The organism is Bacillus sp. RAR_M1_44 (genome assembly GCF_020165935.1).
Classification (GTDB): domain Bacteria; phylum Bacillota; class Bacilli; order Bacillales; family Bacillaceae; genus Bacillus; species Bacillus altitudinis.
In genome coordinates, this window is sequence record NZ_JAIUKX010000001.1 from 1 (window position 1) to 16069 (window position 16069).

Below are 16069 nucleotides of genomic sequence, written 5' to 3' on the forward strand. Positions count from 1 at the left end.
GGCAAGTAGTGACCTTTAATGGCAGTACGTATGTAGTAAATACTGCACCACCGACAGGTACACCAGATACTTCCCCAGACTACACATTACTGGCTGCAGCAGGATCAACTGGAGATACCGGACCTACCGGTGCTACTGGTGTAACTGGTGATACCGGGCCTACCGGTGTAGGATTAACAGGAATTGAAGCGTTTGATCCGGTAGTAAGTCCTACTTACCCGGTAGGGCAAGTAGTGACCTTTAATGGCAGTACGTATGTAGTAAATACTGCACCACCGACAGGTACACCAGATACTTCCCCAGACTACACATTACTGGCTGCAGCAGGATCAACTGGAGATACCGGACCTACCGGTGCTACTGGAGTAACTGGTGATACCGGGCCTACTGGTGCTACTGGAGTTACTGGTGCTACTGGGCCTACCGGTGCTACTGGTGTAACTGGAGATACCGGGCCTACCGGTGCTACTGGGCCTACTGGTGCCACTGGAGTAACTGGAGATACTGGGCCTACCGGAGCCACTGGTGTAACTGGTGCTACTGGGCCTACCGGTGCCACCGGAGTTACTGGATCCACTGGAGATACCGGACCTACTGGTCCAACCGGTGATACTGGTGTAACTGGTGATACCGGGCCTACTGGTGCCACTGGAGTTACTGGTGATACTGGTCCAACCGGTGCCACCGGAGTTACTGGAGATACCGGACCTACTGGTCCAACCGGTGATACTGGAGCCACTGGTGCTACTGGAGATACCGGGCCTACTGGTGCCACCGGAGTTACTGGTGATACTGGTGTAACTGGAGATACTGGTCCTACTGGTGCGACTGGAGATACTGGCCCTACGGGTGCCACTGGTGTAACTGGAGATACTGGTCCTACGGGTGATACTGGTGTAACTGGTGATACCGGGCCTACTGGTGATACTGGAGTTACTGGAGATACTGGTCCAACCGGTGATACTGGTGTAACTGGTGATACCGGGCCTACTGGTGCCACCGGAGTTACTGGAGATACCGGGCCTACCGGTGCCACCGGAGTTACTGGTGATACTGGTGTAACTGGAGATACTGGGCCTACCGGTGCTACTGGTCCAACCGGTGATACTGGTGATACCGGACCTACCGGTGCTACTGGAGTAACTGGAGATACTGGCCCTACGGGTGCCACTGGTGTAACTGGTGATACTGGGCCTACTGGTGCCACTGGTGTAACTGGTGATACTGGGCCTACTGGTGCCACTGGTGTAACTGGTGATACCGGACCTACCGGTGCTACTGGTGCAACTGGTAATACCGGACCTACCGGTGCTACTGGAGTAACTGGTGATACTGGAGCTACTGGCCCTACCGGAGATACCGGACCTACTGGTCCAACCGGTGCGACTGGAGTAACTGGAGCTACTGGCCCTACCGGAGCCACTGGTGTAACTGGTGATACTGGGCCTACTGGTGCGACTGGTGTAACTGGTGATACCGGCCCTACTGGTGCCACTGGTGTAACTGGTGATACTGGGCCTACTGGTGCCACTGGTGTAACAGGAGATACCGGACCTACCGGTGCTACTGGTGCAACTGGTAATACCGGACCTACCGGTGATACTGGAGTAACTGGTGATACTGGAGCTACTGGCCCTACCGGAGATACCGGACCTACTGGTCCAACCGGTGCGACTGGAGTAACTGGAGCTACTGGCCCTACCGGAGCCACTGGTGTAACTGGAGATACTGGGCCTACTGGTGCCACTGGTGTAACTGGTGATACCGGACCTACTGGTGCCACTGGTGTAACTGGTGATACCGGACCTACTGGTGCCACTGGTGTAACTGGTGATACCGGGCCTACCGGTGATACTGGTGATACCGGACCTACTGGTGCCACTGGTGTAACTGGAGATACTGGACCTACCGGTGCCACTGGTGTAACTGGAGATACGGGTTCTACCGGTGCCACTGGTGTAACTGGAGATACCGGACCTACCGGTGCCACTGGTGTAACTGGAGATACTGGGCCTACCGGTGCCACTGGTGTAACTGGAGATACTGGGCCTACCGGTGCCACTGGTGTAACTGGTGATACGGGTCCAACCGGTGATACTGGTGTAACTGGAGTTACTGGTGATACGGGGCCTACTGGAGCCACTGGTGCAACCGGAGATACTGGAGTAACTGGAGTAACTGGAGTAACTGGAGATACTGGACCTACTGGTGCGACTGGTGATACTGGCCCTACCGGTGCAACTGGTGTAACTGGTGATACTGGTCCTACCGGTGCAACTGGTGTAACTGGAGATACTGGACCTACCGGTGTAACTGGTGTAACTGGAGATACTGGACCTACCGGTGCTACTGGTGCAACCGGAGATACTGGACCTACCGGTGCGACTGGAGTAACTGGAGATACTGGACCTACCGGTGCTACTGGTGCAACCGGAGATACTGGACCTACCGGTGCGACTGGAGTAACTGGTGATACTGGGCCTACCGGTGCAACTGGAGTAACTGGAGATACTGGACCAACCGGTGCAACTGGTGTAACTGGAATCACTGGTCCAACTGGAGCTACCGGAAGCACCGGTCCAACTGGAGCTACCGGAAGCACCGGTCCAACTGGAGCTACTGGAAGCACCGGTCCAACTGGAGCTACTGGAAGCACCGGTCCAACTGGAGCTACTGGAATCACTGGTGCCACTGGAGCTACTGGAAGCACCGGTCCAACTGGAGCTACTGGAATCACTGGTGCCACTGGAGCTACTGGAATCACTGGTGCCACTGGAGCTAGCGGTCCAACTGATACGGCACTTTATGCTGGAAATACAACAGGTCCTACAATCATTACTATTGCTGGTGGTACGAACATTGCTTTACCAAGTAATCAAAATATTAATGGATTTACGCCGAATGGTTCAAATGATACATTCACAGTCCAGCAAACAGGTAAATACTATATCACATATCAAGTAAATACCACTACTGCACTTTTAGTGAGCACAAGGCTATGGTTGAATGGATCAACTGCTATTCCAGGTTCAATTCAGTCCTCTGCCGTATCCACAACTTTTATGAGCAATACAGTTATTGTCAATTTAACAGCAGGAAATACAATTTCATTACAATTTTTCGGAGCGGTTGTAACAGCCATTCTAATAGGTGGTGGTGCAACCGGTGCATCGCTTACCATCATTAGACTCAGCTAAGTGAGACGAAGATAAAAAAAGAAAGGCTCTGTCAGCCTTTCTTTTTTCTATCTTCAATTACGCTTATACAATGGTCAATATCAGGAGATTGCAAAAGGTGAAAAATAGACTGTATGAAAGAAAACTCTAAATTCCACCATTCTAATAACTGAAGTTTTTCAATGATATCCGAAGAAAACCGATATTTCATGAGCCGCTGCGGGTTCCCTGCGACAATCGCATATGGAGGCACATCTTTTGTAATCAGACTATTTGCTCCAATGACTGCCCCGTTTCCTATCTGTACTCCTGACATGATTGTTGCTCCATATCCAATCCAAACATCGTGCCCTATACACACATCCCCTTTTGATCGTGGATGTCCTTTAATATGGGCAGCATCTGTGAAAATTTGATTGAAGGGATATGTGGTGACCCAATCTGTTCGGTGTTCACCACCAAGAAAAACTTTTACTTCGTTTGCGATGGAACAAAACTTCCCTACATTCAGCGTTGTTCCTTCTCCCCACGTCAAGACTTGAAAATCTGGTCCGGCATAAGTGAAGTCACCGATATCATACGAACTGAGCTCACTTCTTTGATTTAAAAACATAGAAGATCAGACCCCCTACAAAGTAATCGATCTTCGTATGTATATGCCAGATGATAGGCTCACATTATGATTGGACAAGTGCAACGATCTGCTTTTTCTTCCATACCAGTCGATAATAGCCGTATTGGAGCAATAAGTTTACAAAAAAGGCTGCAGGATATCCTATCCATATTCCTTTGATCCCAAGCGATGTATGGTGTGATAGCACATAAGCCACTGGTACTTCAACAAGCCAAATGGAACAAATACTAAAGATGGTCGGCCATAGAACTGTGCCACTTGCTCTCATTGTGGCTGCAACGATTTGTGCTGTTCCAAAAATGAGATAGCTCCATAGGGTGATCACGACCAAACTATATGCAACATCAATTGTTGCAGGATCTGTTAAAAAGATAGATAAAATTTGTGGTGCGAAAATATAGACGAAAATAATAATCAATCCGCCTATCGCAAAGTTTAGCCCCAGCCCAATTTTAATGACATCTTTCAAACGATTCATGTTTCCTGCGCCAATGAATTGTGCGGCGAAGATAGAAACAGCAATACCAAGGCTCACTGCGGGCATCTGTACATAACTTACGACTTGGTTAACAACGCCATAAGCTGCGGTCGCCTGTGATCCATAATCGTTGACAAAAGAAATGACAGCAATTTCTGATAAAGAAATGAGAATCATATTAATACTAGAAGGGATACTTAACTTTAATAGCGTTTTTAATAAATCCCCTTTCATCAATAGATGCTTTCTAACCGACGCATCAATGCGCAGCGGGTGCTTTGTTTTATAAAGGTAGATATGAAGAATGATAAACGTAACGATTGTAGAAATCACAGAAGAATACGCAGCACCATATAAACCAAATGCCGGTAAACCAAGCCAGCCGAATAATAAAATCGGTAGCAGTAAAATATTTGTTCCTGTACTAATCATTAAGAAATAAAATGGAGTTTTTGAATCTCCTGTTCCTCGTAAAAAAGTTGTATAGACAAAATAAAGAAATAAGATGGGCATGGAGATGAATAGGATTCTGGCATATGCCGCACTTTCCTCCACAATATTTGCAGGTGTCCCCATCAGGTGTAAAATATCTGTGGCAAAAAAACCTCCAATGACAGCTAAAGAAAGTCCGATTAAAAAGGTGAACGAAAGCGTTGTACCGATAATTTCCTTTAACCTCTGCTCATTTTTTGCTCCGTATGCTTGTCCAATCAGGATCGAGCTCCCTGATCCAATCCCAATGGAAAAAGAAACAAGTAAAAAGAAAAGTGGAAAGAATGCAGAAATCGCAGCTACTGCATCCTCTCCAATCCATCTACCGACAAGCACAATGGAAACAAGCTGTCCAATTGATTGCAAAATATTGCTTAATAAAAGTGGAATTAGAAAGATCGACATGGTTTTTACTAAAGATTGATTATTATCTAACGTCATGATGGTTCTCCTTCTCTGTCTAAAGATCCTCAGCTAATATGCTGACAATGCGGTCTTCTATCTCTTTTCCTTTTTCGTCATCAACGAGATGATTCAATAAGATGGAAAAAGCAAGTGTTTTTCCACTCTGCGTTTCAATATATCCAGATAGTGTGCTGACCGTTGATAGCGTACCTGTTTTTGCACGCACTTTTTCTAGTGTAGCTGGTTCTTTCAATCTGTTTCTTAATGTACCTCCCACCATACGCTCACTTGCCCCAGCTAACGGAAGTGCATGGACATAGGTGTTAAACCATTTTTCCTTTTGAATGTTTGTCAAAAATAACGTGAATTGGTTTGCAGATACAAGGTTAATGGGTGATATGCCTGATCCGTCTCTCAACACAGTCATAGATGCATCGATGCCATAGGCAGGAAGACGTTCATTCAGCACGTCAAGCCCTTTGTCAAAACTTCCTTTGTTCTTTACCCGCTTCCCAAGTTCTTTTAACAGAATTTCTGCATGTGTATTGTTGCTTAATTTCATCATCGGAACAAGAAGATCGGACAAAGGCATTGATGAATGGGAAGCGATTTTTTTCGCTTTTTTAGGAACTTGTTTTGTTTTGAGTGGTCCTTTCAGCTGAATCCCCTCAGCCTTTAGTGCTCGTTTCATTAAGTCTAAAGCATACGTTGTCGGTTCCCATAATGCGACCCATTGTTTAGACGAGGATGCTTTTAGCGGAATCGTCCCAGTCAGTGTAATTTTGTTTGTACCGTGAGAGCGTTTAAAAGATATTTTCTTCTTTCCGCCTTCTGGCACAGTTTTCACTTGATTGATAACTAGAGCGATGTCAGTCTTCGGGATCATCTCATAGCTGGCCTTCTGCCCTGCTTTCTTTCCCGGCTTAACTTCGAGAATGATCGTTCCTGCATCATAATCCTCATTCGGTGAAGCAGTAAGAGCAGATATTTGAGCGCCGTAATATTGATCTTCATCACTCCACGGCAGATCGATGGAATACCTTGTGTCATCAAACCAAGTATCATCAGCCGCAAGCTGTCCACGAATCGTATGTATTCCGGCCTTTTTGACTTGTTTGGCTAATGCGGCAAAATCGCTTTCTAACAATGTCGGGTCTCCAGTGCCTCGGAGATAAAGATTGCCGTGCAATGTTTTCTTTTGGATTAAACCATCCATCCAAACGTCTGTTGGAAAAGTGTGTGTTTCACCCAGTAGATCGAGTGCGATAGCAGATGTGAGTAGTTTCATATTAGAAGCAGGAGTCAGACGGATGTCCGCTTGATGTTCATAAAGAAGGGAAGTGTCAGAAGTATCGCGTACGCTGATGCCAGCAATCGCGCCCTCTAGATCAGGTGCTGTTCGAATGAATTCGTCTAAGGATTTGATCCAATTTGATTGATCATCATGAGCCGTTAGTTGTTCATCTTTCACTGAAAAAGGGAGAAATAACATCGACAAAATACATAGTTGTAAAAATATGACCTGTGAGAAACGTTTCACGCAATCCCTCCTTTTTAAAAAAGCAGCCAAATTTAGCAGATTATGTTCATTATACACAAAAGAACGTTTGTTCTCAAAGGTTTTTTAAACAGAAAAGTCAGCTTTCTTTGACGAAAACTGACAGGCCTCTTTTACCTTTTTTCAGGATTCCAGCCATCGCTTCCGCTAACCACGGCTTGAACGGTGATTTGACTTGCTTCGTTTTTTGTTAATATCGTTGACCACTTCACCCGGTTTGCCACATGACTCCCTGCGCCCGTTGATCCATATTCTTTATATCTAGCCGTTTTTTCGTTGTCTTTATTATCCCAGTTATGCCATCCCTCAGCTTTAATATGTTCATCCATTTTTGTTTGGAGGAACGTGACAGCCGAATGAGGTCTCCACGGACGGCCTAAGTACACAGATTTAGACGCGGCCGTTCCTTTATTTAATGTGGAATCAATAAAAACGTAGCCATACTTTTGCGCTTCTGTTGTGGATGCCGCTGTAATATACCCATTTCCAAGACTTTTTATTTCAGCTCTTTTAAATACAGCCGTTGCTGAACCAAAGATGAAGTCAACCGTGCCCTCGATATAACAATCTTCATAATATTGTCTCCCTGTGCCAGTGGCATAAAGTGTATCTTGATACCCGAGAACACGTACGTGTTTAAACACAGCCCGGTCCCCGGATACATAAAGGGCAACCGCCTGCCCTGCGTTTCGGCCAGCTGTATTTTGAAACGTGATATTTTCTGCATAAAAATGATTTGCCCGAATCATTGTACTAGAGCTATTGGTTGTGCTCCCGCTGCTTGCATTTGTATCATCATACGTCAGAATCGTCTGATACTGATTTTCTCCAATAAAGGACACATACGGCTTATTTTGCGGAAGAAGAATCTTTTCTTTATACACACCATTTTTAATATATATCGTCGTTTGCTGTTGATTGTTCACTGGTATCGCATCAATGGCAGATTGAACTGTTCGAAATGTCCCATTTCCTTTTTGATCGACAATAAGCACACGGTTTGTTTGATGGTTGTGTCCAGCTGCTTGCGCATAAGCTGAGTCAAAAAGCAGTAAGGCCAATACCATCATCAGCAGTCGTTTTCCGTACTTCACCACACATCTCCCCCTTATATTGTGAACGTTTTCATTGACGTATTCTTTTTGATCCTATTCAGTTATAAAACAAAAAAACACAAAAAAACATCCACTGTGTTAGGTTGTGGATGTTTTTTCATATTTCATCGCATAAATTCCTTCATTTTCAATCCATTCACAAAATAGGACGTCTTTATAGGAGGATATGTGCTGCTTTTTCAATTGCTCTCTCAGCCACGCTTCATCAAATCCAGCTTCCTTTAAATCTTTTTTTAAAATCTCTCCGTCGATAATAAACGTTCTAGGCAATGTGACTTCTTTTCCTTTCACGTTCACATCTTCGGCTGTAGCTGGTGCATATTTCATTTTCGGAAGCACACTCACAGACCCATCCGTTTCCAAAATGGCAAATTCAATTTCATTAAGAGCAAAATGCCCTTTCGCCCGAATCAGTGTCTGCAGCTGATTTAAATCGAGCATATTTTTCTTTAATCGATTGTAGTGAATCTTTCCTTTATCAATCACAAGAGTCGGTCTTCCTTCTAAAAAGGCGCGAATGGATTTGAATTTTTGTGAAAGCCATTCAACTGTGTAGATTAAAACGCCCCAGACTGCAACTGCAAAAAGGATATGTAGCACGCTGACTTCTGGATCAAAAATGGCGTTACCGACCATCTCCCCTAAAATCAGTGCAGAAATAAAATCAAACGGCGTGATTTGTGCAAATTGTGTTTTCCCTAATAGCTTTGTAATGGAAAATAAAGCAAAAAATCCGATAAAGAGTTCAATCAAAATATTAAAAAATGGCACACATATACCTTCCTTTCTCACTGCATGTACTTACAGCATGTACAGGAAAGGAAGGTTCTAAACCATTTATGAAGGCAGTAAAATAAAGACGTCGTCTCCCTCAACCAATGCTTCATATGTTTTCACGCATCCATGATCTGGTTCTTGAACATTTCCTGATGAAAGATTGATTTTCCAATCATGCATTGGACAGAAGACATGATCTCCGCTCACCATTCCTTCAGCTAGTACACCGCCTTTATGAGGACAGCGATTTTCAATGGCTTTGAACTGCTTGTTAGAGGTTTGAAAAACAGCTAATTCAAGTGGACCGGCTGCGACTGTTTTCCCTAGCTGCAACGGGAAATCTGATATTGTACCAATATGAACTTTTACAATTGAAACTGTCATCTGATCTCATCCCTTCAATTGATTTAGACGGAAGCAGTTGCCTTTTGAAATAATTGTCTTGTTTCTGTTTCGTTCTCTCGAATCTCTTGCCACGGCTCTTCATAAGTTGAAAGTGCGATGTCCATTCTTTCGATGAGTGCTGCACGTTTCTTGTCATCTAGCAGGACCGTTTGGATATGATTCAATCCAAGCCGTTCAACCCAAGCGGATGTTCTCTCTAAATAATTTGCGGTTTCTCTGTAATATTGAAGGTAGGCTGCGGCCATTTGTTCTACTTCTTCTGCTGTACTTACTTTCATTAATAAGTCTCCAGCTCGTAAATGTGTCCCTCCATTCCCGCCAGCATACAATTCAAATCCCCCATCGATACCTACGATGCCAAGATCTTTAATCCCAGATTCAGCACAGTTTCTTGGACAGGCTGATACGGCCATTTTGACTTTGTGCGGTGTGGCAAGTCCTTCAAATTTCTTTTCAAGTGCGATCCCAAGAGAAATGGAATCCTGCGTTCCGAATCTGCAAAATTGTTCTCCAACACAAGTTTTGACGGTTCTTAATGATTTTCCGTAAGCATAACCAGACGGCATATCTAAATCAGCCCATACTTTTGGTAAATCTTCTTTTTTGACACCTAAAAGGTCGATTCGCTGACCTCCAGTCATTTTTACTAGCGGGATCTCATATTTATCTACGACATCAGCTATTTTTCTCAAGTCGTTTGCATTTGTAACACCCCCGTACATACGTGGAACGACCGAATAGGTACCATCGTTTTGGATGTTGGCATGCATTCGTTCATTCACAAATCGCGAGCTTTTTTCATCTTTGTAGTCAAGCGGATACATCATCCCTAAATAGTAATTCAGTGCAGGCCGGCACTTTGAACAGCCTTCTTCTGTTTCCCAGTCAAGTACACTCATCACTTCTTTGACATGCTGCAAGCCTTTCTCTTTGATTTCATGTATGACTTCATCTCTTGATAAGGTGGTGCAGGCGCAGATGGTTTCTTTTTGCGCAGTGCGGTTTGCATCATCGCCTAAAGTGTGCCATAAAATCTCTTCCACAACAGGTTGGCAGCCTCCGCATGACCGAGAAGCACTTGTACATTGCTTGACCTCTTGTATAGTCGTTAGGCCTTCTTTTTGAATAGCTGCCACTATTTGACCTTTTGAGACACCATTACAGCCACAAACGATATGGTCGTTTGCCATTTGTTCAATCGTGTTTTCTTGCGCCAGCTCATTTGATGTTAAGACAGATACTTTTTCCATATCTGACATATCAACACCTTCTCTAATGTACGAGAATAAACGTGGTCCATCGCTTGTTTCTCCAAACATGACGGCGCCGACTAATCGGTTTTGCTGGAAGACTAGTTTTTGATAAATACCTTGCTGTTCATCAAAAATTTTAATCGCTTTTTTCTCATCGTTTTCGATAAAATCTCCAGCTGAAAATACATCAACCCCTGATACTTTTAGCTGTGTCGATAGTACAGATCCTTCATAAGGCGTCGGGGCCATATCACAAACATGCTTCGCAAGCACGTTTGCTTGATCGTATAATGGCGCAACAAGACCGTACGTTTGTCCTCTATGTTCAACACATTCTCCGACTGCGTAAATCCGCGGGACACTTGTTTCCATGAAATCATTGACGATAATCCCCCGGTTCACTTCAATGCCGCTCGTTTCGGCAAGCTTGTGATTCGGTTTAATTCCTGCTGCCATGACCACCATATCTGTCTCTAATGTAGAACCATCTGAAAATGTTAGCCCTTCTACCCTTGTATCTCCTAAAATCTCATTTGTCTGTTTTCCTAATAGAAAGCTCATGCCTTGTTTTTCTAAAGCTGCTTGCAGAAGCTGACCTGCCACCGGATCGAGCTGCCGGTCCATTAGATGAGAGCCAAGATGAATGACGGTCACTTCCATTCCTAAGTTTAGTAGACCACGCGCGGCTTCAAGTCCAAGGAGCCCGCCTCCAATGACGGCTGCTTTTTTGTACATCATAGATGCTTTGACCATTTCCTCTGTGTCTTGTAATGTACGAAAAGCTGTTACCCCTTTTTTATCGCTCCCTGGAATGGGCGGGATGAACGGGAGGGACCCTGTCGCTAAAATTAAACGGTCATAATGCACGGTCCGTCCTTGATCACTCATAACGGTTTGATTGTCTGGATCGATCTTCACAATGGTCTCATTTGTAAACAGCTGAATATGATGTTCTTTGTACCAATTCCAATCGTTTAACGTAATATCCTCTGTCTTTGTATCCCCTTGGAGAACTTTCGATAAAAGAATCCGATTATAGTTAGGATACGGCTCAGTTCCAAATACAGTCATGTCGAATCGTTCATTGTCTGTTTTTAAAATGTTTTCGAGCGTTCGGATACCAGCCATACCATTCCCTACTAATACGAGTTTTTCTTTCATGAAAAACACCCCTCATGTGATCGTTTTTTAGAAAGTACCATAATCTAAACAAAGATGGAAAATACATGTTAAAATTTCTCACATAGTTTTCAATTCTCGTAGGCTGACAGCTGTACAGGACAATATTTAAAACCTGGCATTTTACTGTGTGGATCTAACTGTTTACCAATTAATAGGTTAATTGATTGATGTTTATTCCAGTGAAACGGAACAAACACAGTATCTTTTCGGATGCTATCTGTTATGTGGCACCTCATGATGACACTACCTCGTTTTGACTGGATGGTGACGAGCTCCCCGTGCTGAAGTCCATAAGCTTCGGCTGTGTCAGGATGAAGCCCTACATAAGCTTCAAACTGCCGGGCAACAAGAGAGGTGCTTTTTCTTGTTTGAACGCCCGTTTGGTAATGAGCCATCACCCTGCCGGTCGTTAAATAGAGTGGATATTCTGGACTGACTGGTTCTTTTGCACCCTGTTGTCCATGTGCAACGACTGCAAATTTTGCTAATTTATCAGGATGTGAGAATTGATGCTCAAATAGTCTTTCTGTTCCTCGGTCTTCCAAATGAGAGCAGGGCCATAATATGCCTTGCGTCTTCCTTAACCTGTCATAGGTCATACCGGAATAATCGGCTTTGGCTCCTTTCGTTGCTGTTCTCAATTCCTCAAAGATGTCTTCTGCAGATGAAAAAGAAAAAGAGCCGCCTTTGCCTAATACTGCTGCTATTTCACAAATGATTTGCCAATCGTGCTTTCTTTGGTGTTTGAGTGGATAGGTTGCTTCTCTCAGCGTAACGCGTCCTTCTATGTTCGTCATGGTCCCTTCGTCCTCTAAATATGACGAAGCTGGTAAAATAACATCTGCGAGTGCAGCCGTCTCAGAGATAAATAAATCAATTGCGACAAAAAAGGACAGCTGCTCGATGGCTTTTTTGATAAAGCTTGCATGCGGACCTGATTGAACAGGATTAGAACACATTAAAAAGAGCGCTTTTATCTCTCCTTTCTGCATTTTTTCAAACATTTCAAAAGCAGATACACCTTTTCCAGGCAGTTCTTTTTCATCGATCTTCCATATTTCGGCCATTTCTTTTCTATGTACTGGGTTTGTGATATCACGGTAACCAGGAAGCTGATCTGCTTTTTGTCCATGCTCTCTTGCACCCTGTCCATTTCCTTGCCCAGTAATGGCACCATATCCACACCCAATCCGGCCAATTTTCCCAGTAACAAGCAGAATATTCAGGAAATTACGAACGGATGCTGTCCCGTCTATTTGCTGCTCAATGCCTCTTGCAGTCAGAATCATTCCTGTTTTTTCGCGGGCGAATTTTCTCGCTATTTTTTGAATGACTTTCATCGATACACCGGTTTGCTGCGTAATGTCTTGCAGGGACATGTGTGAAATATGCTGTTTCATTTCTTGAAAACCTGATGTTCGTTTTTTAATAAATTCTTCGTCTAGTAACTGTTCATGAAGCATGACGTGTAAGATTCCATTTGCGAGTGCAGCATCTGACCCAGGCCTTAAGCTGACATGTAAGTCAGCTAGTTTGGCTGTTGCTGTTTTTCGCGGATCGATCACGATGAGAAATGCCCCGTTCTTTTTAGCTTCTTCCAAATACGGTATGAGGGTCGGCTGACATTCCGCTATATTGGTTCCAACCAATAGTAAAACCCGGGCATGCTTGATGTCACGAAGCGGAAAGGTTAGACCCCGATCAAGTCCAAATGTTTGGTTAGCTGCTGTTGCTGCTGAAGACATACACAGTCTTCCATTGTAATCAATGTATTTCGTTTTAAGGGCGACCCTTGCAAATTTTCCGAGTAAATAAGCTTCTTCATTTGTAATCGATGCACTACCATACACACTGATAGCATCGTTCCCATGTTCCGTCTGAAGGGTTTGAGTGCGTGCTTTGATTTCGTCAAGTGCCTCTTGCCAAGTCACTTTGACAAATTGACCGTTTCTTTTGATGAGGGGGTGATTCAATCGTTCCTTGTGCAGTGCGTGCTGGTGGGCATGCTGCCCTTTCATACAGATCCTGCCGAACGTGGTTGGATTATGAATACCTATCGTCTGGTAGCGTGTTCGCCCTTCTGCGTGCTGCTCGACTAATTGCATTTTGCACTGCATACTGCAAAACGGACATTGAGATGGGAACACCCTTTTTCGCTCTTGCTGCTCTGATGTTTGCTGCACATATTGTAAAAAAGATTGATTCATACATTCACACCCTTTTGTCTACTTTGCTCAAATTGCTCGCAGAGCTCTTCTCTCATTTCCTCATCGAGCAATTTTTCTCGGATGGAAATGATGCCGTTTTTTTGGATCCAGTCTCCAATAGATTCTTGAAAATATGCACGTTTTCTATAGTCTTCAAGCAGTGCTTTTAAAAAAGGAATCAGCTCATCCGTTCGGCTCACAGAATAAAAAAGCTGACCTGCCTTAGGTTGACGTATGCTGCCTCCTATATAAATGTCCCATTCATCCAGCTGCTTCTTGATGCAGATGTCATAGATGGGGCTGAAATGACATACGCAGGAAGGACCAGCGATATGAATCGATGTGACTGCAGGTAAAAGCGTGTTTTCTAGTTGTCTTTCGATCTCCATGACAAGTGTTGTGACAGATGGATCGTGACGACAATCACATGATAGAACATGAGAAAGTCTCTTGCTTTCTTGTGGCATGATGTGTCCATGTTCTTTTACAATATGGTCGGCCTCTTGTGAAATACCGATCAGCCGAATTCGTTTATTCTCCGTTAGTTCTACGTGCTGAATTTGCTTTTGCTCTAATAATCCGGTTATCATCTGTAAAAATGTCAGATCAAGACGGCCACCATATAACTGAGGCATTAGTATGTGCTCATGATCTGATGGGCTGTCTTTTACGAAAAGATCTTGAAACTGCTCAAGATAGTATGGAATGGCTGCTCGGCACTTGTCACAGCCGTTATCTGTCATCCAATCAAATTGTCTTCTTACTTGCTCTTCATTCAGCGGCTGCTGCTTTTTTACATACGAAAAAATGGTCTCTTCCTCTACATTTGTGCACGAGCAAAACGTGTCCAGTGCTTCCGTTAGCTGATTTGATGAGACATGGCAGCAGGCACGAACAAGCTCTTGACAGCCTCCGCAGCCCGTTGCGGCCCCTGTCTGTTTTTTTATCTCTTCTAAATTTGTCAGCTGATGGACCGATATGCTTTTGAATATCGCTCCCTTCGTCACCGTGTGGCATTGGCAGATGAGATCCTCTGTTTTTAATGAATCTAAAGGGGATATCTGCTCTTCATTCAGTGATTTCATGACTACGCTTTTATCACGCCCCACTTTTACATCCTGCAAAAGCTGCTCAGCTCTCTCAAGTTGACCAACTAATACAACGCCTGTGAGCACATCATGTTCAAACACTAGTTTTTTATATACTTCTTGTTCTTCATCTAAGTAAGTCACCACTGAAGCGGAGGGGTATCGGTTTACAATACTGCCAGCAGAATAAATAGATATGTCATTTGCTTTCAATTTTGTTGAATAAATGGCAGGAGGTAAATTCGTGACCAGTTCATCTAATAAATGATTCGCAAGCACGTTTGCTTGTTCATAAATAGGCTGCACAAGACCGTGCACCATTCCCTTATGCTCTGCACATTCTCCAATAGCATAAATATTCTCAACGTTTGTCTGCATGACATCATTTACAACAATGGCTTTTCTTGTATGAATGCCGTGCTGTTTTGCAAGCTCTATATTCGGACGGACCCCTGTTGTGAAAACCACGAGATCAGCATCCACGATGTCTCCACTTTTTAACAGAACGCCTTCTACTCTCTCGTTTCCTAAACATGCAATCGTATGAGCATTTGTTTTTACCTGAATCCCCTTGCGACTTAATTGTTGAGACAAAAGCCCTGCAGCGGTTTCATCTAATTGGCGTTGCATAAGCCAATCCGTGTGATGAATCAAGGTTGTCTTCAGTCCAGCGATCTGTAAACCAGCGGCCACTTCCACACCAAGTACACCACCTCCAATGACTGCTGCACGCTCATAGCGTAAAGAATCAGCGTAAATGGCCTCATAATCGTCAATCGTACGAAAAGCATAGACCCCTTTTTTGGATACGCCTTGTATAGGTAGAAAATGAGGCGATGAGCCTGTGGCGATAACCAGTTTGTCATACGGGATATTCCGGCGTGCTTCTGTCATGAGCAATTGACGCTTTGTATCGATGTGGACAACTGCTTCGCCTGTTTGGATGGTGATGTCATGTTTGGTGTACCATTCTTTTGGCTTTAGTTCAATTTGAGACAATGATTCACTTTTTTGTAAAACCGATGAAAGTTTTATTCGGTTGTAGGCCGGGTGCTTCTCTTTTCCAATGATCGTGATGGAATAGCGTTCTGGCTGATTCTTTACGATATGCTCGATACATTTCATACTCGCCATGCCGTTTCCGATAAACACGAGTTTACGTTTTGCCATGTGAGATCAACCTTTCTAGCTTTTTGCGCCAAAGCAATGTTTGCCTAGATTATGGCACACATTTGTAAAAAAGTGTTTATCCATGTCATTTTTTCTAACACAATACTTCCATTCCTTCTATCAACTCGC

At 44.0% G+C, this 16069-nt stretch carries 10 protein-coding genes; 1 reads left to right on the forward strand and 9 read right to left on the reverse strand.

The features are described from left to right. Positions 1-8 precede the first annotated feature (8 nt). Positions 9-3197, forward strand: coding sequence for a BclA C-terminal domain-containing protein (locus LCD34_RS00005; RefSeq protein ID WP_318010724.1), 3189 nt, complete (start codon positions 9-11; stop codon positions 3195-3197). A 31-nt stretch (positions 3198-3228) separates the two neighbouring features. On the opposite strand, the gene LCD34_RS00010 is transcribed toward LCD34_RS00005, so the two are convergent. The 9 genes from LCD34_RS00010 to nirB (LCD34_RS00050) form a co-directional block, all read right to left on the reverse strand. Further along, a complete protein-coding gene (locus LCD34_RS00010) occupies positions 3229-3789 on the reverse strand; it encodes a CatB-related O-acetyltransferase (RefSeq protein WP_008346603.1) in 561 nt (186 codons plus the stop codon). A 64-nt stretch (positions 3790-3853) separates the two neighbouring features. Then, positions 3854-5221, reverse strand: a complete 1368-nt coding sequence (locus LCD34_RS00015; protein WP_017358860.1) for an MATE family efflux transporter — start codon at positions 5219-5221, stop codon at positions 3854-3856. A gap of 19 nt (positions 5222-5240) precedes the next feature. Further along, positions 5241-6725 carry a D-alanyl-D-alanine carboxypeptidase/D-alanyl-D-alanine-endopeptidase gene (gene dacB / locus LCD34_RS00020; protein WP_144626213.1) on the reverse strand — a complete coding sequence of 495 codons (1485 nt, stop codon included), beginning with the start codon at positions 6723-6725 and terminating at the stop codon, positions 5241-5243. A 131-nt stretch (positions 6726-6856) separates the two neighbouring features. Next, entirely contained in the window at positions 6857-7837 is a 981-nt protein-coding gene (locus tag LCD34_RS00025) for a pectinesterase family protein (protein ID WP_144626358.1), read from the reverse strand. Positions 7838-7936: 99 nt separating this feature from the next. Beyond that, on the reverse strand, positions 7937-8629 hold the full coding sequence (locus LCD34_RS00030) for a DUF421 domain-containing protein (RefSeq protein ID WP_008346595.1): 693 nt from the start codon (positions 8627-8629) through the stop codon (positions 7937-7939). Between the two features lie 66 nt (positions 8630-8695). After that, entirely contained in the window at positions 8696-9019 is a 324-nt protein-coding gene (gene nirD / locus LCD34_RS00035) for a nitrite reductase small subunit NirD (protein ID WP_008346593.1), read from the reverse strand. Between the two features lie 23 nt (positions 9020-9042). Continuing rightward, on the reverse strand, positions 9043-11454 hold the full coding sequence (nirB, locus tag LCD34_RS00040; RefSeq protein WP_079919252.1) for a nitrite reductase large subunit NirB: 2412 nt from the start codon (positions 11452-11454) through the stop codon (positions 9043-9045). Positions 11455-11543: 89 nt separating this feature from the next. Then, the gene (nasC, locus tag LCD34_RS00045; RefSeq protein ID WP_008346590.1) at positions 11544-13682 is read right to left on the reverse strand and encodes an assimilatory nitrate reductase catalytic subunit NasC; all 2139 of its coding nucleotides are present in this window, start codon (positions 13680-13682) and stop codon (positions 11544-11546) included. Beyond that, positions 13679-15940, reverse strand: coding sequence for a nitrite reductase large subunit NirB (gene nirB, locus LCD34_RS00050; protein ID WP_224558370.1), 2262 nt, complete (start codon positions 15938-15940; stop codon positions 13679-13681). Before nirB (LCD34_RS00050) ends, nasC begins: the two co-directional genes overlap by 4 nt. Positions 15941-16069: the final 129 nt, after the last annotated feature.

Excerpts from the sequence above, each read along its gene's own strand:
- LCD34_RS00010 (WP_008346603.1), bottom strand. The coding sequence starts at position 3,789 with ATGTTTTTAAATCAAAGAAGTGAGCTCAGTTCGTATGATATCGGTGAC.
- LCD34_RS00015 (WP_017358860.1), bottom strand. The coding sequence starts at position 5,221 with ATGACGTTAGATAATAATCAATCTTTAGTAAAAACCATGTCGATCTTT.
- nirD (WP_008346593.1), bottom strand. The coding sequence starts at position 9,019 with ATGACAGTTTCAATTGTAAAAGTTCATATTGGTACAATATCAGATTTC.
- nirB (WP_079919252.1), bottom strand. The coding sequence starts at position 11,454 with ATGAAAGAAAAACTCGTATTAGTAGGGAATGGTATGGCTGGTATCCGA.
- nasC (WP_008346590.1), bottom strand. The coding sequence starts at position 13,682 with ATGAATCAATCTTTTTTACAATATGTGCAGCAAACATCAGAGCAGCAA.
- nirB (WP_224558370.1), bottom strand. The coding sequence starts at position 15,940 with ATGGCAAAACGTAAACTCGTGTTTATCGGAAACGGCATGGCGAGTATG.